The organism is Mongoliitalea lutea (assembly GCF_014652135.1).
GTDB classification, from domain to species: Bacteria; Bacteroidota; Bacteroidia; order Cytophagales; family Cyclobacteriaceae; genus Mongoliitalea; species Mongoliitalea lutea.
Genome location: NZ_BMYF01000031.1, coordinates 14,649 through 35,232 on the forward strand (window position 1 = coordinate 14,649; position 20,584 = coordinate 35,232).

A 20,584-nucleotide genomic window follows, 5' to 3' on the forward strand; every position below is an offset into this window, starting at 1 on the left:
CACTACTATTTTTTATCCCTCACTTCCCGTATCTCCTCCTTCATCTTTCTAACTTCATCCTTTCTTTAGAAGATCTCTAATTTCTTCCAAAAGCACCTCTGACTTCGGCGGTGCAGGTGGAGAAGCTGGAGCTGCAGCTTCTTCTTTCTTTTTAAATGAGTTCATTCCTTTGATAGCCATAAAGATTACAAAGGCGATAATGACAAAATCAACAATATTTTGAATGAAATTCCCATAACTCAATACAACAGCTGTCATTTCTACACCTGCATCTGTGGTATAAGCTTCACGTAAAGTGATCGCAAGATCTTTAAAGTCCACTCCTCCCAACAAGACTCCTAAAGGAGGCATAACGATATCGTTAACAAAGGAGGACACTATTTTACCGAAGGCACCTCCGATAATTACAGCTACGGCCAAATCGACAACATTGCCTTTGACTGCAAATTCTTTAAACTCTTTAAGTAATCCCATAATACTATTCTTTTTAGTTGATTGATTTTGGAAAATTACCAAAATTGAAAGTCAAACAAAATTTGATGGATATTTTTTTGCTATTTATTTTAAAAAAAAATCATTACAAACCATTTTTGAATAATTCGATAGAATGGATTTATTTCATCAGCAGATGTTAGTAAGTTTGTAAAAATTTATATCTTACCATCCTAACCTATTGAATCTAATGAAAATTGCATTGATTGCCCATGATGGAAAAAAAGCCGATATGGTACATTTCCTTAGTGGCTATAAGGAAGTGTTTAATCATAAAGATATAAAGCTAGTTGCTACTGGAACTACAGGTTCTCATATTGAACGAGCGGGAATAATGGTTGATAAACTTCTATCAGGACCGCTCGGCGGAGATGCCCAAATCGCTGCTATGGTTGCAGAAAAAACGATTGGAATGGTGATTTTTTTTAGAGATCCTCTTGACAAGCACCCCCATGAACCAGATGTGCAAATGCTCATGCGACTTTGTGATGTTCATAACATTCCTCTCGCAACCAATCCAGCTACTGCCAATCTTTTGTTGAACGAACTAATTACAAGACTTTAATGGAAATCAAGACTATAAAAAAAATCGGTGTACTGACTTCTGGCGGTGATGCACCAGGAATGAACGCAGCTATTAGAGCCACCGTACGGGCTGGATTTTATTATAACTTAGAAATGTACGGGATTTATCGTGGTTATGAAGGCATGATCAATGATGAAATAAAAAAGCTAGACTCAAAAAATATAGCACATGTCCTCGAAAGAGGCGGAACTTTTCTCAAATCTGCTCGGTCTGCGGAATTTAGAACCCCAGAAGGACGGAAAAAAGCCCATGACAATCTTAAAAAGCATGGGATTGATGCATTGGTAGTTATTGGTGGAGACGGTTCCCTAACAGGTGCACACTTATTTTATAAAGAATTTGGGATACCTGCGGTAGGAATACCTGGTACAATCGATAATGATTTGGCCGGTACAGATATAACCGTTGGTTTCGATACTGCCTGCAATACAGCAATTGAAGCCATCGATAAAATCAGAGATACAGCTACCTCCCACGATCGCTTGTTTTTCGTGGAAGTGATGGGAAGAGATGCCGGATTTATCGCGATCAATGCAGGAATCGGAAGCGCCGCCGCTGCAACATTAATCCCAGAGAAAAAAATGCCTATTGAACGCTTAGTAGAGCGGTTAAAAGCTCGTACCAAAGCTATGAAAACCTCTAATATTGTGATTGTAGCAGAAGGAGGAAAATCAGGTGGTGCAGCTGAAATTGCTGAAAAAATCAAAAAAGAACTCCCATATTATGACATCAAAGTAACCATCCTTGGGCATTTGCAAAGAGGTGGTGCTCCCTCTGCTTTGGATAGGGTATTGGCCTCTAAATTAGGTGTTGCTGCGGTAGAAGGCTTACTTCAAGGGAAATACGATGTTATGGCAGGTGTCATTAATAATAAAGTAGTTTACACTCCAATTTCCAAAGCTATACTAGGCGAGAAGGAAGTGGATGAAGATGACTTTAGAGTTGTCAGAATTCTTTCAACCTAATAAGACGGGAGGTAATGGATCAATCCGTATCTATTACCTCTTTTTTCTGATACTTCCAATGGATGACAGCACTAGAAAGATTGTCCATACTAGAAATTACCTGCTTCATAACGTTGGTAAGTGTTGAGATGGGATAATCTAGCTCTTCTTCCTGATTTTTTTGATAGAGTTCTGCAATCCAATGATTATAGACTCCCTCATTGTGTGCCAACCAACGAGGCAAGCCATTTGATTCATCAATTTTTTCTATATGCTTATTTAGTTCTGTAATAAAATCAAAGCTATAGGATTTGATTTCTTTGTAAAAATACATAACAAGTTTACCCTCATCTTCCTCCATTTCACGGATATTGTGCATCACGTCCTTGATATCCTTTGCAGCATAAATAAGTGTACGTAAAGTCAACATCAAGGAAGTTAACTTTTGGGCTTCCTGTGGCTGCATATGTTGACCTAATAATTGAAGATGATAGGCCGTCAACTCATCTTCCAGGCTTTTAAGTTCTTGATAACTTTGATTTAAATCTTTTGGCTGAAGCAAAATTTTTCTCCAGATAGAAAGATTAGATTTAGAGATATCCCCTGCCTTCCAAATATTCGCAATGAAATTAATGGTTTTTTGGTATGTTAAATAGATATCTTTTTCCATGGCGGCTATTGCTGCTTCGGGGACCTCTACTGATACTTTTTTGGTGTATACCGAAAAACCTTGAGGTTCATCCTTGGTAAATCGGGAATTTAACCATTTTTCAAAAGCACTTAAAAATGGAAAAAACAACAGAATCCCCGTCAAACTAACAATACTATTGAGAAGCACCAATTCCATCAAAGGGTCCGTGATATCAAAAATTCTCGTAGTAAAGGCAATTAAATGCTCAACAAAACTGAAGACAAAAAGACCCGTAACCATATTGAAGGAGAAATGAGCCAAAGCCAATCGTTTTTTATCAGCATTGCCACCCAAAGCACCCAAACTCACAGTGATGGTGGTTCCTATTTTTGCTCCTAGAATCAGTGTAACTCCTTCTGTTAAGGTTATGATGTCAGCGCTCATAGCACTCAGCACGATGACAATCATAGCCGAACTTGATTGAATCAATGCCGTAATTACTACCCCAAGCAATAGGTAAACCCACAGACCGTAGGCTTGGAAAGTACTTAAATCAATCTGATCTGCTACTTCCTCAATGGCAGTTTTCATAAAATCCAACCCCAAAAACAATAGCCCAAACCCCACAGAAAACATCCCAATATTCCGAAGCATAGGTCTGCTGGAAAAAAAGAGGTAAAACAAACTCCCAAAACCTAAAAAAGGCATAGAGAAAGATGCCACACTCAGCTTAAAACCCAAGGTAGCTACTATCCAAGCTGTAGCAGTAGTACCAAGATTAGCTCCCAAAATCACACCGATGGAATTTTTCAAACTGATGACTCCTGCACCTAAGAATGCTAATACCATCAAGGTGACCAAACTACTACTTTGAAGAATTGCCGTAATCAAGGCACCTACACTGATTCCTTTGATAGGTGTATTCGTGAACTTTTGAAGTAAATGACGAAAAGACTTTCCCGCCATTTCTTTTACCGCAGTTTCCAATTGATGCATCCCCCATAAGAAAAGCCCAATGCCTGCCAGAAATTGCCAAAAGTCAAAATTATTTGTTTCCATAGATTGCGTACAGCTACAATCAAAATTACGCTTTTAGCTGAAAAAACAAAGGAAGGGCCTACTCTACTCGTTTGAATTTGGCCTGTTTGATTTTTTTTGGATAATACCAAAGGTAAAACCCTGATACAGAGAAGCCGATTAAAGCCAAGGATGTCAGCGTACTATACAAAATTTTTGAATTTTCATTGGAAGATTGAAGCAAAAAATCAACGATACTACCATCATGGATTTTTTCAATTAAATCAGAGTTTCTCTGTGCAATCGACAGCACCTCTCCTGTATAGCCATCCAGCTGAATCTCTGTAAAATGGTGTTTAAAAATGACTTTAGCAATGCCTTTTTCTGGTCTCACATCCACTCTATCAATAAGCGTAGATTTCCTCAAACTATCACCCATGATGCGTTGAGAGACTGCTATCATTTCCTCTAAGCTTATCCACTCCCCTAACTGTTCAACTTTAGTCTTTTGAGTTTTTGGAATCAAACCCGCTTCTTTTTTCCAAGCCAATAAAATCGCTGTAACTCCTATCATCAACATAAAAGCAACAAATGGTAAGCTTAACCATTTGTGGATTCTTCGATTGATACGGGTATTACGGGCGAGTTTAGAACTATTGGGCATGTACTTTTTACTTAAACACTACCTGTGCCAACTTCAGGGCTTCGGCAAATTCATCCATTTTTAATCCCAAATCATAGCCCTTTACTTGGAGCAATGCTATCAATTGTTCGGTAGCCACATTCCCTACCAATTCATCTTTAGCCATAGGGCAGCCACCAAAACCCTTCAATGCCCCATCAAAACGCTGACAACCAGCAGCTAATGCCGCGTTAATTTTTGGCGCTAAATCTTGTGCCTGCGTATGCAAGTGAAGCCCAAACTCAATAGCCGGAAATGCCTGAGCATTAATTTGGTAAAGTGACCCAATTAATTCCGGACTTGCAGAGCCTGTAGTATCCGCAAAAGAGATGATTTGAATATCCAAATCCACTAATTGCTGCACAAAGCCTGCTACTAATTCGGGAGAGTAAGGGTCGCCGTAAGGATTACCAAACCCCATACTTAAATAGGTCACCAATTGCTTTCCATTGGTCTGACAAAGATTTTGAATTTCCTCCACGGCCTGAAGCGCATCCTGAATGCTCTTATTGGTATTTCGCTGCTGAAAGGTCTCAGAAACGGAAAGCGGGAATCCCAAATAATCAATCTGTTCAAATTGACAAGCATCCTCTGCACCCCGAAGGTTGGCGACGATAGCCAATAATTTGGAGTGTGTGCCAAATAAATCTAGTTGATCCAACACCTCTGCTGTATCACGCATTTGTGGGATAGCCTTCGGACTTACAAAAGAACCAAAATCTATGGTATCAAAGCCAACTTGTAATAATTGGTTGAGATAGGCAGCTTTGATGGATGTATCTATAAAATCAGGAAGCCCTTGCATGGCATCCCGAGGACATTCAATTAACTTAATCATGTGTTAAAGGTAATTTGATGATTTGAGTCCTGCAAACCATTTGTTGGATTGATTTGACTCTTGGCCATGAAAGGTAATTAAAGCTGAAGACTGCCAGAAACCAGTTTCACATGACTTAAATGATGGCTGGAATGCCAGGCATATAAACCAACGTTAAAATCTAAACCTATAGACTGTTTCCGCTCAGGATGGAAAAAGGTCTTTTGGAAATCTTCTGATCTCATGCTTCGCATCAACAAGACCCATCGCTTATGGACCGCTTGAATGATCGCCAAACTATCCTCCACAGGGGCTGTTTTGCCATCGGGTAATTCTGCCCACAAATCTTCATGATAAGGTTTGACTGTGGGATTATCTTCAGTTAATGCCAGCTTAAACCGACAAAAACTGTTCATGTGGCTATCCGCGCAATGATGAATAACCTGTCGGACTGTCCAACCGCCTTCTCTGTTGGGAGTGTCTAATTGTTCTGCTGTCAGTCCTTGGACTTCCTGTATTAAAAGCGAAGGAAAATCCTCAATTTGTTGAATCCAAGCTAGAAATTCTGCTTCGTTGTAATCTTTATTGAAAATAAATTTTCCGATAGGATATTGTTTTGTACGTTCCATCACATGTTGGGCTGAAATATGCCAGCAATGTAGTAAATTGAGCAATATAATCCAGCAATGCATTCTCATGTGTGATACTTTTGTAGCCTTAGGCTCGCAAACCTTTTCAGGAAATACAATTATTGCAAAAAACTCAGATCGAGAGCCTGAGGAAGGTCAAGCGTTGGTGCATATCCCTCGAAAAGAACACAGTACCGCCTTTGTCCAATGTACCTTTATTGAAATCCCTCAAGTGACCGAAACCTACGAGGTAATCCTTTCCAAACCCTTCCAAATGTGGGGCGCGGAAATGGGTGTAAATGAATTTGGACTGGCAATCGGAAATGAAGCGGTATTCACAACTGTGAAAATGTCCCGAACCAATCAAGGCTTGACAGGAATGGACATGATTCGATTATGCTTGGAACGTTGTAAAAGTTCTCCTGAGGCCCTTTCGCTGATACAAGAACTGATTCAAACCTATGGACAAGATGCCTGTGGTGGTTATAAAAACAAATCCTTCTATTACCATAATAGCTTTATTATTGCTGATCCCAAGGAATCATTTGTACTCGAAACCGCTGGAAAATCCTGGGCTTACAAACGCATAGAGACATCGCACAGTATTTCTAATGGCTTAGGGATTCATACAGACTATGATGCCTTCCATGTAGAAATTGAAAAAAAATCATTTCCTTATTTCTGGAGGACTGCTGCTGATCCATTTTCATTTAAAGATTACTTCTCGGATATTTTGTATACACAGGTTGGAAGAGCAAGACAACGACAGAGTTGCAGTTTAACCCTAGTGCAAAACCTTAGTCAACAAGGTCTCAGAAATGCAGGAGCCATGAGCATTCTTAAAACACATCATATTCCTGATTCCGAATTTTCACCTAAAAAAGCGAGTACCGCCTGTATTTGTATGCATGCAACTGGATTGACTAATCCAAGTACGACTACTGGAAGTATAGTAGCTGAATTACGAAAAAATGGCCCTCATACCATTTGGATGACAGGAACTTCCATGCCTTGTTTATCAATCTACATCCCCTTCTTTCTTGGGACACAGACACTCGAAGAATTTCTAGTACCTACAGATAAACCGGACGATTCACTTTGGTGGCAAGCGGAGAAACTTCATCAGTGGATTTGTAAGGACTATCAAAATCGGAAAGTTGATTGGCAAAAAGAAACCGAACGTTTGCAAAATATCTTCCTTCAACAAGAACAAGAGTTGATCGCTGCTAATCCTTCCTTGGAAGCATTGGAAGAGTTTAGTACACAAGCATTATTCGAAGTGCAAGATCTATATGAAAATTTTCTTGCTAAGATTTAAACTAACCGACTCTTTTTAAGTAAATCACCTGTTATTACTCCTACCATATTTCAAATATCGCTCAATTAAACGATAATTCAAAATATCAATTGATTAAACGATAACTTAAATCAATATCGTTCCCAAATCTTCGTCATCACCTCCACCATGGCTTCTCGGATAGCTGGCGTGGGACGAACAAAATTATTATTCATAAAAACATATCGGTACTTATTCCCCTTTTGGCTCTCCAACCATCCGCTCTGTAGATGAGCATATCGCAAGGTGCCAGTTTTTGCCCAAATAAAAGGATTACCTGAATCATCGGTCTTGTAAGCGTTTTTGAGCGTACCCGATACTCCTCCCGCTGACAATATCTCACGAATGCGTTCCTGTCCCATTTCATCCTCCAACAATTTCAAAACTTCCAAAACTGTACTGGGTGTAAACAAATTGATTCTAGATAATCCGGAGCCATCATACCATTGGGGCTTGAACTTAAAATCACCAAAATAGTGCTCTATGCTATGATCAATTGCATTTTTCACCTGTAAATTATCTCCAAGTCTACTAGCTATCAGTAATAACTGCTGTTCAGCTAAGAAATTATCAGATGGCTGCATCATATGCTTATACAAAGTATCTGATGGAATACTATAAAAAGTCTGATATGAAGTAGCTTTGAAAGCTTTTATCAATTGAATCGACCGCTTCAGCGTATCAGCTAATAATAACTGAGAGACCAACAAATTGCTTGGAAAAGGAATCTGTTCTGAAAAATCAACTGGCACTTCCAAGTCCGGATAGTGTAATCCATCTCCTGTAACATTCCTAACAATATCAAACGCTTTCAAAGAAAGTGATGCATCTTTCGAAACAAACTGACCCACCACCTCAGGAGTTGTTTTGACCCCGCCTTTTCCATCCGATTGAACAGTCACTGTATTTCCGTATATTGGAAAAATCGCCAAATCTGCTCTCCAATAACTTGGTTCAAACATAGGTTCCTCTTGCTCCACTAGATGAATGGTATAAGGAGTGTTCTTAAGAAACTGAAATACCCTCCCATTATCCAACTTGGGATGCAGAAAACTTGGATCTCCCGCACCCCAAATTAACAGGGAATCACCCTGAATACTGTAATCAAAGGCAGGAATAGAATCTCCCAAAGTTTTCAAAGAAGCATACAAGGTCAGTAACTTCGTATTAGAAGCCGGAATAAAATGCTTATCAGAAAACTGTTCATAAATTATTTTCCCATTCCCATCCTCCAAAATAAATCCCACAAAATGCTCTTGTAAAACTTCTTGAGACTCCAAAAGCTTACGAATTTGCTTTGCTTTTGGCTTTTGCGCATGAGCAAGGAAAGGAAGAAGGCCCAATAGCAAGAATAATAAGCTTCGTTTCATCAGGGATTCAAATGTTTTCGGAGAAATTCAACAGTAGCAGCATTGACTCTAACCAAATTCTCAAACTTCATCCAATGATGGCTATCATCCGGTATCATCAAATATTCATAAGGCATTTTTCGCTCATCAAATCTGCGGATGATATCTGTGGTATGACTCACTGCTACATTCCGGTCGTCATCCCCATGAATAAACAATACCGGTGAGGTCCAAGTATCCAAATATGCCAAAGGAGAAGATAACCAAGCAGTTCGTAGCGCCCGGTCAAAATCAGGAGCCTTTTCAAAACCAGCCGGCAACTCTAATCTACTAGACAATTCATGTACTCCATGAATATCCACCCCGACCTTAAACAAATCCGAGTCTCTGCCCAAAGCCAATGCGGTCAAGTACCCTCCATATGAACCACCATAAACGCCAATTCTTGTTTCATCTACTCCATCCAGCGAGGCAAGGTACTCCCCTGCCGCTTTGATATCTAGGTACTCTTCAGCACCTTGCCAATAGGTTCGAGCAGGTTTATGAAACTCATATCCATACCCAATTCCTAAGCGAAAATTGACAGATAATACTGCAAAGCCTAATTCTGCAAGGTATTGATTGACAGCATAAGTATTTGAATAATAATCGCCGTAATGCCAGCCTAGTAGCATTTGACGCTGTGGCCCTCCATGCACAAAAACTATCCCCGGTTTTTTCTCAGCTCCATCATCTTTTACAAACAGTTGTCCATGAACAGTTACTCCATCTGGTGATTGGAAAACCACTTGTTTTGGCACCACCAATGAAGTCGGCATTTCTTTAGGGATGCGCTCTTCCGCCAATAGCTTCAATTCACGACTCTCCAAGCTTAAAATAGCCGGAATAAGTGGTCGGTGAACGGTAGAAGAAACCATCCCAATAGCATTACCACTTGCCAAGGGTACAGGAATCGCTTCAATTCCCTCTCCTTGTGTTAATACTTCAAATTTACCTGTTTCTAGCTGGACTCTTCCAATATGTCTCCGGTCAATATCTTCTTTAGCATGCCCAGTATTGACAGAAAAATATAAAAAGTATCCATCTTTACTTAAAGAAATATGTTCAACCATAAAATTACCTTTTGTAAGCTGTCTACGATTTCCATTGAGATCAATAGCATAAAGATGTGGCCATCCATCCTCATATGATAGAAATGTAAGCATATGGTCAGCTGCCCATCTAAGATTAAAACCACCATGAGTTGTGGGAACAGACCCTCTCAAAGTCTCAGGAGCCTTCCACAAAGGATATGCTTGGTCATCACTTAATTGATACACCCAAATTTCCCATGGAGAGTGCCGCTGTTCTAAAATCGGAAATGGTTCAGGTTTGCCGCCTAGTAATCTAACAAAAGCTATAAATCGACCATCAACAGACCAGCAAGGATTAGTATCTCTGTAAAATGAAGGCGCTATCCATGTCAGCTGATTCATGGTTAAATCAAAGGTTGCAACCATAGAGTGAGTTCCCCTATTGACAGTAATTAAAATTTTTTGACCATTTGGAGACCAAGAAAGATTGGACACAGCCCCACTCGTCTCAAACAATTGAGCAATAGAACCACCATTGGAATCCATCTTCCATACCTGTCTATTTTTAATAAACAAGATCATTTGGCCATCAGGAGAAAAGCTAGGGTAATCTCCTTCAGTTAATTTTTCAGTGCGCCTATCTGCATGGTTAACTTTCCAAATTTCAACTTTAGGTGTAAATGTCACTTGAGAAGGATTAATACCTACACCCGGATCCCAATTCGAACCGTGTTCTCCTCCTCTCACAAAAATTAATGATTGCCCATCAGGAGAAAATTGCAAACTGGTAATTTCCTGACCATCATCCTCACTAAAATCAGTCACTTGAATAGCTTCAAAAATCGGAGATTTGGCAATGAACACATTTCGTTTGCCCTGCTCATTCATCGTCCAGGCCAACTGATCATCGACAGGTGAGGCTGTAAGCTCTGAGGGAAATGGAAATGAGGAAATATCCTGAATGGAGAAGCGCTGAGCTTGGACTGTTGCAATAGTCCATATCACGAAAAGGAAGAGTAAAACTTTTTTCATAGGGAAGGATTTTCTTAAAATGTAAGAAAAAAAGCTAAAAAAGAAAACCTAACAGGGCTTTAATCCTGTTAGGTTTTTCCATTTGACATCTGAATTTACATCTTAAGGTCTTACATTGATCGTGATATTCCTTGAGCGTGTAAAATTACTTTGTGTCACTAATACAAATTGCATGGTAACGGCAGTACCTCTAGCACTCTCTGGTACAGTCCATGTGAACGTTTCAACGTATGAATCCTGAACATTCCATGAGCTAAAGTTCCTGGTTTCTATGTTTGTCACAGTACCACCTTGAACTCTATTCATGCGAAGCTCAGTAGCCGGCTCATGCTCTGAGTAAACCATCATGGTAAATGTAACTGTACTTCCCACTTCTGGGGTAGTACTGGAGGCTGTCAAGGTAGCAATGGTACCTACAGCTCCTACCACATCATATTCGGGCTCTTCATTTTCCAAAATACAACCTGTCAACAGGAATGGAAATATCATCAAAGCCAATAGATATCTGAAATAGTTTTTCTGATTTTTCATAAGTCTAAATTATCTGTCCCAAAATACTCTATCCAAATTTGTGACACTTGGAACATTTGCAGAATTATTCACAACTTCCCTGTTAGGATAGATAAATCTTCTTGGGAAATTTCCTTGTGTGGTATTACTTGGAGATACTTCCAATAATGGGATACCGGACACTGTATTGGGTGAATTTGCAGGTATGGTTCTTCTCCAATCTACCCAAGCCTCAGGCTGAAGGAACAAATCAATATGCTTTTCTGTCATGATTTTTTCCAAGGTAATGCTTGCTTCTGTCTCAGAACCATACTGTTCAATATAAGCGGCATTAACTGAACCTGTCACTCTTTGTAAAGAAGCTGCTACTGCTGCATTATGGGCTGTTGCAGCACGTGCATTTTGGCCTGCTCTCAAAGCAGCCTCTGCCTCTATAAATTTCAACTCACTAAAGTTCAATAGAGGAGTAGGAGATTCTCTTGAATTGAGATATGGTCCTGGCAAAACATTCCCTGTGGGTCTAAATGTAGATCCATTTGGAACCCCAACATAAAGTCCAGCCGTGGTTTCTCTCACATATCTGATAAGTCTCGGATCATCTACTCCGGCATCAACCCTATCTCTCAATAAATCGATAAATCGCTGGCTGATTCCAACATTATTTTCACCGAAGGTTGTTTGAAAGAATGGGAACCAAGGTCCAGCAAACTCTGATCCGAAGGTAATAACAGGCTGATCAGCATTAGATGCAAAAGTTCCTGCATCAATTGCCGCTAAAGTTGCTGTAGCTGAACCACTAGGATCAACCTTACTCAGATGGTTGTGATATCTAGCTTTCATTGCCCTCGCTAACATAATCCAACGAGGCAATGAATTTGCTCTCCAATTGTTTTCATTATTAGCTCTGTATATCAAATCATTTGTACTTGGACTAGTAGTGCTCTGACGCTGAAGATCTGCGATTCCTTCATCCAACAAGGTTTGAACACGCTGGTAAAGACCTGCTGCATCATCAAATCTTGGTTGAGGAAACTGCGCAAGATTCAAAGCCTCTGAATAAGGAATATCATTCCACAAATCAACCGAATAACCGATAATGATTGCTTCCATGATTTTTGATGTACCTAGGTAATGATACGCCCCAAGTTCTTCGGACTTTTCTTTGACAATTCTCAGGTTATTGAGACAATTGGAATAAAAACGATTCCAAGTGGCATCACTCATATCCGCAATAAATGCATAATTATTTACCTGTTGCTGATCTCCTAAAATCCCTGTCAAATACTGCATCAAAATACTCGTAAACTGTGCAGCCTCACCGTTGATTCCATATACGAAAGATGCCATTGCTGCAGGATAAATTACCTGAATCGATGCATCCGTTGCTTGATTTGGATTTGTATTGATTTCATCAAAGGTCTCACAGGAATTGAAGACCAGAAGAATCAATAGAAAATATACTATTTTATTTTTCATCGTATGCTAGTTTAAGGGTTAAAAAGAGGCATTGATGGTCACACCGTAACTTCTCATATTAGGAGTAGTAAATGCATCTAAACCTACGACACTGTTAGGACCTGCTAGATTGGTCTCCGGATCGATTCCTCCATAGTTGGTGAATAGTAAGAGGTTTCTTCCATACACACCCACATTTGCTCTGCTCATTCCCAATTTTCTGGATACGGACTGAGGCAAATCATAGGTTAGGTTAACATCTCTCAAACGAATCCATGACCCGTCCTGTACCCATCGCTCAGTCAACTCACGTCCAAAAGCCAATGCAGCTCCAGAACCCTGGAAAGCAGCTTGATCCAAAGTCACCGGAATGGTATTTGGCTGTCCATGATTATCTGCTCCTGGGTTTTCGATGATTCCCCTGAAGATGGCAACTCGGTTTCTATCCAAGGTATGTTCAGCTACACCCGATCCATTCCCCATCCAAAAGGCGGTAACGTTTACCACATCTCCACCTTTTCGGATGTCCCAAAGCATGGTCAAATTCAGATTTTTATAACGGAAATTATTTCTCCAACCAATCAGGTAATCTGGGTTAGGGTTACCTACCTGACGCTGAACAGGATCCATAATTGGGAATCCTTGTGGATTGATCAAAATATCACCATTATCATTTCTCAAGAAGGCATTTCCATAAAACACCCCAAATTGTTCTCCCGGAATCAACCTGCTTTGAATACGGGCTCCAAACATGTTGTTGACAATTTGCTCATCATTAGGCAGGGAAATTACAAAGTTTCTATTTCGTGTGAAGTTGAAAATCATATCCCAAGAGAAATCTCCTCTATTCACGATGTTTCCTGTAATAACTGCCTCAATACCTTTATTTTGGATTTCACCTGCATTGACAATCTGCGTTGTAAATCCTGTTGATGCTGGTATTGGAACTGATACGATTTGGTCTGTACTTGTCGCATTATAATAAGTTACTTCTGCGCCAATTTTATTATTGAACAATCTGAAATCCACACCAAATTCATAAGTATTTGTAAATTCAGCTCTCAAATTTGAATTCCCCGCTGCTGGGCTCAACAACACTCCCCCTACACCATCCAATGGAAACCTTACACCTGGAGCATATCTCGTACTGGTAGTTGCTACATTGAAGAAGGTCTCTGTTCGATAAGCCGGAGGAATATTACCCGCTCCTGCAATTGACCCTCTTAGCTTGAGGAAGTTCAACGCATTGCTTTCGATACTCAATAGGTCTGTCAATACCACACTTAAACCCGCGCTTCCATAGGTAAAGGAACGGTTTGCAGCCGGTAACGTAGACGCCCACTCATTTCTAATCGAAAGTTCTAAGAAAACTGAATTCAGATAACCCAAACTTGCTCTCGAGAATACAGCTTGCGTCATCCTTCTAAAGTCAAAACGCTCAAATCGTGGGTTTTCTTGAGTGTTCTGTACGGTAAACAAACTTGGAATTGCAAAATTCATCCCATCCATCAACAGACTGGTATTGGATGTGGAGAAGAAGTTATGACCTACCAAAAAGGATGTACTAAACTTATCATTGATATCTTTATTTGCTGAGATAATAAAATCCGAGTTGATAATTCTATCGCTGATAGTGTTTTCATTGATTCTTCCACCTAAAGCTCCACTTGCAGAAATGGCAGCACCGCCTGATGAAGATGGAGCCCAAATTTGTGTTCTATCTTCATTGGTGAAATCAAATCCTAATCTATGAGAAATAGTCAACCAAGAACTTGGCTTATATTCCGTAAATAAGAAAGAAAGATAACGATTGACATTGTCTGTAAATGGATTATTATTGACCGTCCAAAATGGATTATCCGGGCTAAAAGGCCTACTCCCATCTACTGCACCTCTAAAATTTCTTTGCTCACCATTAGGCAAAACAAAACCAGCAGAATTATCAAAAGAAGGAGGAGTACGATAAAGGCCTTGAATAGCATCAGAGAAATTATCACCTCGACCAAATTTGGTACTTGTACTGTTAGCATAGGTGATTGAAGCCCCTACCTTAAATTTGTCTCCTAATTTAGTATCTGCTGATAATTTCACAGATGTTCTATTAAAGGTATTGTTGGGAATGATACCCTCTTGGAACATATTACCGACAGAAAGGTAAAAGTTGGAGTTATCTGTACTGGATGATACTGCTACGTGGGTATCATTGGTAAAGCCGCTTTGGAAAAACAGCCTTTGATTATCATAGACAGGCAATAAAGGTCCTGCATTTGGATGATTCATATCTACGATAGTTCCTCTAGGATCCTTTGGATTTGGCGTAGAAGGATCATATCTCAAAGTAGAGATTGGTTGCCCAAAGTGGTTGAAAGTGGTACCTCCATTGAATATCCCATTATCTCCTTGGCTGTATTTCAACTGAGCAGGAAAATAATTCATGATTCGATCTGTGGAAAAGTTCGTAGAAACGTCCACCGTGAATCCTTTTTGTCTTGCTCCTTTTTTGGTTGTAATCAATACAACCCCAGTAGCACCCTGAATTCCGTAAAGTGCCGTTGCAGCAGGTCCTTTCAGCACCGATATACTTTCTATATCATTGGGATTGATATCGATCGCACGGTTAGCGTAATCCACACCTCCCGAAGTACCAATCGTTGCATTAAAGGAGTTGTTTATTGGCACCCCGTCTACTACAAACAAGGGTTGGTTTTGACCAGAAATCGACTGAATACCCCGGATAACAATACTGGATGCAGCACCTGCAGAACCACCTTGTCTTGTCACCTGTACACCAGCCACCTTGGCATTTAAGGCATCTACGATGTTTTGCTCTCTAGATGCAATGATCTCATCACCACGAACCTCTTGAGCAGCAAAGGCTATTTTCTTTTTCTCTTGGGTCAAACCAAAAGCTGTCACCACCACCTCAGATAGTTGCTCAGTATCTGTGGTCATGTTGATGTTGATTATCGAGCGACCATTGACTGGTACATTCTGCGACTTGAAGCCGATGAATGAAAAACTCAGCACGGAATTCGCATTAGGAACATTGATAGTATATTCTCCATCAATATCCGTCACAGAACCAATCGATGTGTTCTGTACCAAAATTGTTACTCCCGGAAGCGGTTGCCCATCTTCCTGGGACACGACTTTCCCTCTAACTGTCAGCTGTTGGGCGTGTGCCAGCATAGGCAACGACACCATCAAGAAACATAGAAGAAAGTAACTGGTAAACTTTTTCCTCATAATTGAATTTGTTAGGGTTAAATAACTTTTTAATAATACCAGACAAATGTCTAGACCGAAAGACAACTTGCTGTTTCATGTCGGGAATTGATAATAAAATATCGAAAAAACATCTAAAACAGCACAAAGTATCAAATAGAGTTTTGATATTGTCTAAAATATGGCATAAAAAAGCAAAAGCAAAACTTTTTTTATGAATTTTAACAAGAGACTAACTTAAATCGAATACTAGTGGTAATTTATTTTATTGCTTTACTTACCTAGGTTAACAAAGTTTCAGTTTCCATTGAAAAACTATAATTCAAGGCACCCATTCTATTTTTACCTGTTTTTTTCTGTCTCCTGTAACAATCATCACCTTAATTTAATCAATGCTTGTGGACTTTTGTATGCATGTTTAGATATAAGCTACAACACAACCTATGAAGCAGAACACTAGCAGCTTTTTGAAAAAATATATTCCAATTTTGGAATGGCTGCCTAACTACAAAAAAACAGATTTACAAGGAGACCTATCCGCTGGTTTAACTGTGGGCATTATGCTCATCCCTCAGGGAATGGCCTATGCTATGCTTGCAGGATTGGAACCAATCCATGGACTCTACGCAGTCACCATACCGTTACTTCTCTACGCAATTTTTGGAACCTCAAGACAGCTCGCCGTAGGACCAGTCGCCATGGTATCCCTATTGACAGCTGCGGGAATCGCTAGCTTAAACCCATCATCTCCCGAACAATACCTGATGCTTGCTTTATCACTAGCCTTTTTGGTAGGCTTAATTCAATTCGGTATGGGGGCATTGAAATTGGGATTTGTAGTAAATTTCCTTTCCCACCCTGTAATCAATGGATTCACCTCTGCGGCAGCTATTATCATTGGGCTGAGTCAGATCAAACATTTGTTCCGAATCAATCTACCAAACTCAGAACATGTGCAAGAAATGATTGTGGCTATTTACCACAATATTGGAGATATCCACTGGATTACATTCGGAATAGGTGTATTAGGAATCATTATCATTAAATATGGTAAAAAAATCCATCCTTCCTTCCCAGCTCCACTAGTAGCGGTTATCATTGGAATTGGTTTAGTCGCGGGCTTTGATTTAACCAATCAGGGAGTAAAAATTGTAGGATCCGTTCCAAGCGGCTTACCTAGTTTTTCAAGTCCGTCATTTGATTTGGAATCCCTGAAAACTTTATTCCCCATTGCCTTGACCATTTCTTTGGTTGGTTTCGCCGAAAGCTTTGCCGTAGCAAAAACCATTCAAGCCAAGCACAAAAACTACCAATTGAATGCCAATCAGGAATTGATAGCCTTAGGTATCGCTAATTTTGGTTCTGCATTCTTCAAAGGGTATCCTGTAACAGGTGGGTTTTCAAGAACAGCTGTCAACAACCAAGCAGGGGCCAAAACTACGATGGCCTCCATCATTTCAGCCGTATTAATAGTCTTGACATTACTTTTCTTCACTGGCCTTTTCACCAATTTGCCAAGTGCAATTTTAGCAGCAGTAGTATTGGTAGCAGTATCTGGACTGATTGACTACAAAGAGCCAATTCATTTATGGAAAAAAGACAAGGCAGACTTCGCTATGCTGATGGCTACTTTTCTGATCACCTTAACCTTAGGGATCGAAACAGGGATTATTTCTGGTATGGTACTTTCCTTGTTAGTTGTGATCTACAAAGCCACCCGTCCACATATGGCCAAATTGGCTAAAGTACCTGGAACAACCATTTACCGAAATACAAGTCGCTTTACTAACCTGAAAGAACGGGAGGATATCCTTGTCCTTAGAATTGACGGGCCAATCTACTTTGCCAATGTGGAATACATCAAAACCAAATTGGACCAATGGATACAGGAAAAAGAAGGAAAGCTTCAATTGATCGTAATGAATATGGAGAGTATTACCCATATTGACAGTACAGGTGCACATGAACTGCATGAATGGATTGCTCAGTGGAAAAAAGCAGGAATCATAAGCGCTATGAGCAATATCAAAGGACCTATTCGCGACGTATTGAACCGATGGAACTTGCTAGACGAAGTAGGCAAAGAAAACATTTTTATTGATGACTATTCCGCTTGTGCGTCTTTCGATCATGAAATAGATCCAAAATTACTGGAAGAAATCAATTCATACGCCACTCAAACCACCATCAAATAATGTGCACTACTAATCTTGACAAATTCTTCGACTACAATAAAGCTTGGGCTTCTCATATTTTAGAAGAAAATCCCAACTATTTCAAGGATATCAAAGAAGGACAAAAGCCCATAGCATTGCTCCTAGGCTGTTCTGATAGCCGGGTTTCCCCCTCCACAGTATTAGGTAATAATTTGGGTGAATTTTTCATCCATAGAAACATCGCTAATGTGGTTTCACACACGGATCTCAACTTCTTATCTGTCATGCAATACGCAGTTGAAAGTTTGGGAGTAAAAGACATTATCGTGTATGGACATTATGGATGTGGAGGTATCAAAGCCGCTTTTGAAAATAAAACCAATGGATTGATTGACAATTGGTTGGCCAACATCAAAGATGTCATTCGCCATCACAAAGCAGAGCTAGACCAAATGGAGGATTATGATCAAAAAATCAATTTATTGGTAGAAATGAATGTCCTTGAACAAATCGAAAATATCAAGCAAACCTCTGTTTACAAAAAAGCTATTGATCGAGGAGAAGGCTTGCGTTTGCATGGATGGGTCTTTGATTTTTCAACAGGACTTGTTCATGACATCAAGAAAAAATACAAACTTGCACCAGCACATGTATAAAACCAAAAAGACCGCCAATATTGAACATGGCGGTCTTTTTATTTTTTTATTTCTTGAAATTAATCTTTCATAATCAATTCCTCAAAGTCATCGCGAATGTAAATAACATTCCGCCCAAGTTCGATCCACTTCTTTTTCTCCAATTGCTTCAACAGCCTTGAGATTACTTCTCTTGAGGTTCCAAGTTCATTAGCAATTTCCTGATGGGTGATATGCAGTTCATTGGCTTTATACTGTTTCATTTTTGTAACAATGTAGCGCATCAATCGCTCATCCATACGCTTAAACGCAACAGCATCCAAGGCTACTAGCATCTCCTGAAACCTCGCCTGATAAGTCGTAGCAACAAAATCTTTCCATTGCTTGTATTGGTCTGTCCATTCTTCATGCTTCTGAAGCGGAATACCCAAAATCACGGTTTTATCTTCTGCTACCGCTTTAATCTCTGATGGTTTAGATGCGGAGCAGCAAGTCAGGGAAAGCGCACAGGTCTCTCCTGGTTCCAAGTAGTAAAGGAAAAGCTCTTTTCCGTCATCATCCATGCGCATGATTTTGATAGCTCCTTCTAGTACTACGGGTACCATTTTAATGAATTGCCCAGGCTCTGTAATTATCTTACCGGCTGCAAACTCATGTATATTCCCATAGTCCAACATGGCCTTTAAAAGATTGGGATCGGTGATATTGGGTAATTTATGCTTTAACTCTTCGACTTCCATAAATAAATTTTTTCGAAAATAAATCCGTAATTGGGCTTAAGATAGTGATAAAGGTTACAAAAAAAAAGGCAGGAAAATCTTTCCTGCCTTTTTCACACCACTAAACCTATGTTTATCACTAAGCGCTCAAATTCATTGAGTGTACTCGCAAATTGATACCTCAAAAATACTGGCTCAATCACTTTTGGGGTAGAATAAAAATCATGGCTTGATATGATTTTGGTCAGGAATTTTGAGAAAAAATTAATGGAAATTCGGGTATCCAAAACAAAAAACCCGAAAGCCATGAAGCGACTCATTGTTCCTATTGACTTTTCCTCCTACTCGGATAATGCTTTTTTGACAGCGATCAAAATAGCCCAAAAGTCCAACGCAACGATCACGTGTATCAATGTGGTGAGTACTGAACTGGATTGGAAAAACCTATCGCCTGAAAGAAAAATAAAGTATCCACACATCATAGACCTTGAAGCAGAAGCCAAGGATAAATTAAAGGCTTTTGTATTTGACCATCAATTGCATGGGGTACCGGTAGAACCGGTTATCGAAGTGGGCGTGCCACATGAAGAAATCGTCTTAGTTGCTCAAAAACACCAAGCAGACTTAATTGTCATCGGAGCCTACGGCATGGGGCATACTAAAGACAAATTCATCGGTTCAAACCTTCAAAAAGTATTGCGTAATGCCGCTTGTCCGGTATTGGCTGTCAAAAAAGTCATGAATGGAAATGACTTACGAAAAATGGCTTTCGCCTCCACCTTTGAGGAAGACAGCAAACCTGCATTTATGAAGATGAAACCCTTTTTCAAGGACTTTCAGGCTTCTATTCACTTCCTATATGTCAATACTCCTAAAGATTTCATCTCTTCCAAAGAAGCGATGAGCAAAATGGACAAATTTGCGAAGGGCTTAGAAGATCTGACAATCCACAAACAGATTTATTGTCACAATGAAGCTGAGAAAGGCATTCAGGAATTTGCAGAAGAAAACAAAATCGGATATGTGGGGTTGGCTTCCAATAACAGAAAGTCCAAGACTTCCTACATCATTGGAACAACTGAAACAGTCCTATTTAAATCAGATGTCCCAGTGCTCAGTGTGAAATTGTAAGCTGATTGATGTTGACACAAAAAAACCGCTTTGACAAGCGGTTTTTTTTATATTAGATACCACTAGTGTCCGACTAAAGTCGGCCATTAGTGAAAATTGTTTGAAAGGAATAAATATAGCTACTCTTTCTGTTATGAATGAAAAGTAAGCCCCTATGTTGGAAAC

General features: G+C 39.7%; 17 protein-coding genes. 6 read left to right on the top strand and 11 right to left on the bottom strand.

Annotated elements, in window-relative coordinates; translation table 11 throughout:
• Positions 1-54 precede the first annotated feature (54 nt).
• Entirely contained in the window at positions 55-474 is a 420-nt protein-coding gene (gene mscL, locus IE080_RS18515) for a large-conductance mechanosensitive channel protein MscL (protein WP_189586391.1), read from the bottom strand.
• Between the two features lie 208 nt (positions 475-682).
• On the opposite strand from mscL, the gene IE080_RS18520 reads away from it, so the two are divergent.
• Positions 683-1,057 (top strand): methylglyoxal synthase, encoded by a 375-nt coding sequence (locus IE080_RS18520; RefSeq protein WP_189586394.1) that lies wholly within the window; start codon positions 683-685, stop codon positions 1,055-1,057.
• Positions 1,057-2,043, top strand: coding sequence for a 6-phosphofructokinase (gene pfkA, locus IE080_RS18525; RefSeq protein ID WP_189586397.1), 987 nt, complete (start codon positions 1,057-1,059; stop codon positions 2,041-2,043). Before IE080_RS18520 ends, pfkA begins: the two co-directional genes overlap by 1 nt.
• A 19-nt stretch (positions 2,044-2,062) precedes the next feature.
• Here the strand turns inward: pfkA and IE080_RS18530 are convergent, their stop codons facing one another.
• The 4 genes from IE080_RS18530 to IE080_RS18545 form a co-directional block, all read right to left on the bottom strand.
• Positions 2,063-3,712, bottom strand: coding sequence for a Na/Pi cotransporter family protein (locus IE080_RS18530; RefSeq protein ID WP_189586398.1), 1,650 nt, complete (start codon positions 3,710-3,712; stop codon positions 2,063-2,065).
• Positions 3,713-3,770: 58 nt separating this feature from the next.
• Positions 3,771-4,334, bottom strand: coding sequence for a PepSY domain-containing protein (locus tag IE080_RS18535; protein ID WP_189586401.1), 564 nt, complete (start codon positions 4,332-4,334; stop codon positions 3,771-3,773).
• Between the two features lie 7 nt (positions 4,335-4,341).
• Positions 4,342-5,190 (bottom strand): hydroxymethylglutaryl-CoA lyase, encoded by an 849-nt coding sequence (locus tag IE080_RS18540; RefSeq protein WP_189586404.1) that lies wholly within the window; start codon positions 5,188-5,190, stop codon positions 4,342-4,344.
• Positions 5,191-5,267: 77 nt separating this feature from the next.
• Positions 5,268-5,798, bottom strand: coding sequence for a YfiT family bacillithiol transferase (locus tag IE080_RS18545; RefSeq protein ID WP_189586407.1), 531 nt, complete (start codon positions 5,796-5,798; stop codon positions 5,268-5,270).
• Between the two features lie 67 nt (positions 5,799-5,865).
• Here IE080_RS18545 and IE080_RS18550 point away from each other — a divergent pair, with 67 nt between their 5' ends.
• On the top strand, positions 5,866-7,116 hold the full coding sequence (locus tag IE080_RS18550; protein WP_189586410.1) for a carcinine hydrolase/isopenicillin-N N-acyltransferase family protein: 1,251 nt from the start codon (positions 5,866-5,868) through the stop codon (positions 7,114-7,116).
• Positions 7,117-7,226: 110 nt separating this feature from the next.
• Here IE080_RS18550 and IE080_RS18555 read toward each other — a convergent pair whose 3' ends face one another.
• The 5 genes from IE080_RS18555 to IE080_RS18575 all read right to left on the bottom strand — a co-directional run bounded on the left by IE080_RS18555 (position 7,227) and on the right by IE080_RS18575 (position 15,799).
• On the bottom strand, positions 7,227-8,504 hold the full coding sequence (locus IE080_RS18555; RefSeq protein ID WP_189586413.1) for a D-alanyl-D-alanine carboxypeptidase: 1,278 nt from the start codon (positions 8,502-8,504) through the stop codon (positions 7,227-7,229).
• Positions 8,504-10,588, bottom strand: coding sequence for a S9 family peptidase (locus IE080_RS19700; RefSeq protein ID WP_189586416.1), 2,085 nt, complete (start codon positions 10,586-10,588; stop codon positions 8,504-8,506). Before IE080_RS19700 ends, IE080_RS18555 begins: the two co-directional genes overlap by 1 nt.
• Before the next feature lie 102 nt (positions 10,589-10,690).
• On the bottom strand, positions 10,691-11,119 hold the full coding sequence (locus IE080_RS18565) for a hypothetical protein (protein WP_189586419.1): 429 nt from the start codon (positions 11,117-11,119) through the stop codon (positions 10,691-10,693).
• 9 nt (positions 11,120-11,128) lie between these two features.
• A complete protein-coding gene (locus IE080_RS18570) occupies positions 11,129-12,574 on the bottom strand; it encodes a SusD/RagB family nutrient-binding outer membrane lipoprotein (protein WP_189586420.1) in 1,446 nt (481 codons plus the stop codon).
• Positions 12,575-12,592: 18 nt separating this feature from the next.
• Complete coding sequence (locus IE080_RS18575; protein ID WP_189586423.1) at positions 12,593-15,799, bottom strand: SusC/RagA family TonB-linked outer membrane protein; 3,207 nt, start codon at positions 15,797-15,799, stop codon at positions 12,593-12,595.
• 422 nt (positions 15,800-16,221) lie between these two features.
• Here IE080_RS18575 and IE080_RS18580 point away from each other — a divergent pair, with 422 nt between their 5' ends.
• Both IE080_RS18580 and IE080_RS18585 read left to right on the top strand, forming a co-directional pair.
• Positions 16,222-17,973: a SulP family inorganic anion transporter gene (locus tag IE080_RS18580; RefSeq protein WP_189586426.1), complete on the top strand. Its 1,752-nt coding sequence runs from the start codon at positions 16,222-16,224 to the stop codon at positions 17,971-17,973.
• A complete protein-coding gene (locus IE080_RS18585; protein ID WP_189586428.1) occupies positions 17,973-18,590 on the top strand; it encodes a carbonic anhydrase in 618 nt (205 codons plus the stop codon). The genes IE080_RS18580 and IE080_RS18585 overlap by 1 nt, the downstream gene beginning before the upstream one ends.
• A gap of 59 nt (positions 18,591-18,649) precedes the next feature.
• Here the strand turns inward: IE080_RS18585 and IE080_RS18590 are convergent, their stop codons facing one another.
• Positions 18,650-19,309, bottom strand: a complete 660-nt coding sequence (locus IE080_RS18590) for a Crp/Fnr family transcriptional regulator (RefSeq protein WP_189586431.1) — start codon at positions 19,307-19,309, stop codon at positions 18,650-18,652.
• Positions 19,310-19,594: 285 nt separating this feature from the next.
• Here IE080_RS18590 and IE080_RS18595 point away from each other — a divergent pair, with 285 nt between their 5' ends.
• Positions 19,595-20,419, top strand: a complete 825-nt coding sequence (locus tag IE080_RS18595; RefSeq protein ID WP_189586434.1) for a universal stress protein — start codon at positions 19,595-19,597, stop codon at positions 20,417-20,419.
• The last annotated feature ends 165 nt before the right edge of the window (positions 20,420-20,584 follow it).

Coding starts and splice junctions, on each gene's coding strand:
- mscL (WP_189586391.1), bottom strand. CDS start 474: ATGGGATTACTTAAAGAGTTTAAAGAATTTGCAGTCAAAGGCAATGTT.
- IE080_RS18520 (WP_189586394.1), top strand. CDS start 683: ATGAAAATTGCATTGATTGCCCATGATGGAAAAAAAGCCGATATGGTA.
- pfkA (WP_189586397.1), top strand. CDS start 1,057: ATGGAAATCAAGACTATAAAAAAAATCGGTGTACTGACTTCTGGCGGT.
- IE080_RS18530 (WP_189586398.1), bottom strand. CDS start 3,712: ATGGAAACAAATAATTTTGACTTTTGGCAATTTCTGGCAGGCATTGGG.
- IE080_RS18535 (WP_189586401.1), bottom strand. CDS start 4,334: ATGCCCAATAGTTCTAAACTCGCCCGTAATACCCGTATCAATCGAAGA.
- IE080_RS18540 (WP_189586404.1), bottom strand. CDS start 5,190: ATGATTAAGTTAATTGAATGTCCTCGGGATGCCATGCAAGGGCTTCCT.
- IE080_RS18545 (WP_189586407.1), bottom strand. CDS start 5,798: ATGGAACGTACAAAACAATATCCTATCGGAAAATTTATTTTCAATAAA.
- IE080_RS18550 (WP_189586410.1), top strand. CDS start 5,866: ATGTGTGATACTTTTGTAGCCTTAGGCTCGCAAACCTTTTCAGGAAAT.
- IE080_RS18555 (WP_189586413.1), bottom strand. CDS start 8,504: ATGAAACGAAGCTTATTATTCTTGCTATTGGGCCTTCTTCCTTTCCTT.
- IE080_RS19700 (WP_189586416.1), bottom strand. CDS start 10,588: ATGAAAAAAGTTTTACTCTTCCTTTTCGTGATATGGACTATTGCAACA.
- IE080_RS18565 (WP_189586419.1), bottom strand. CDS start 11,119: ATGAAAAATCAGAAAAACTATTTCAGATATCTATTGGCTTTGATGATA.
- IE080_RS18570 (WP_189586420.1), bottom strand. CDS start 12,574: ATGAAAAATAAAATAGTATATTTTCTATTGATTCTTCTGGTCTTCAAT.
- IE080_RS18575 (WP_189586423.1), bottom strand. CDS start 15,799: ATGAGGAAAAAGTTTACCAGTTACTTTCTTCTATGTTTCTTGATGGTG.
- IE080_RS18580 (WP_189586426.1), top strand. CDS start 16,222: ATGAAGCAGAACACTAGCAGCTTTTTGAAAAAATATATTCCAATTTTG.
- IE080_RS18585 (WP_189586428.1), top strand. CDS start 17,973: ATGTGCACTACTAATCTTGACAAATTCTTCGACTACAATAAAGCTTGG.
- IE080_RS18590 (WP_189586431.1), bottom strand. CDS start 19,309: ATGGAAGTCGAAGAGTTAAAGCATAAATTACCCAATATCACCGATCCC.
- IE080_RS18595 (WP_189586434.1), top strand. CDS start 19,595: ATGAAGCGACTCATTGTTCCTATTGACTTTTCCTCCTACTCGGATAAT.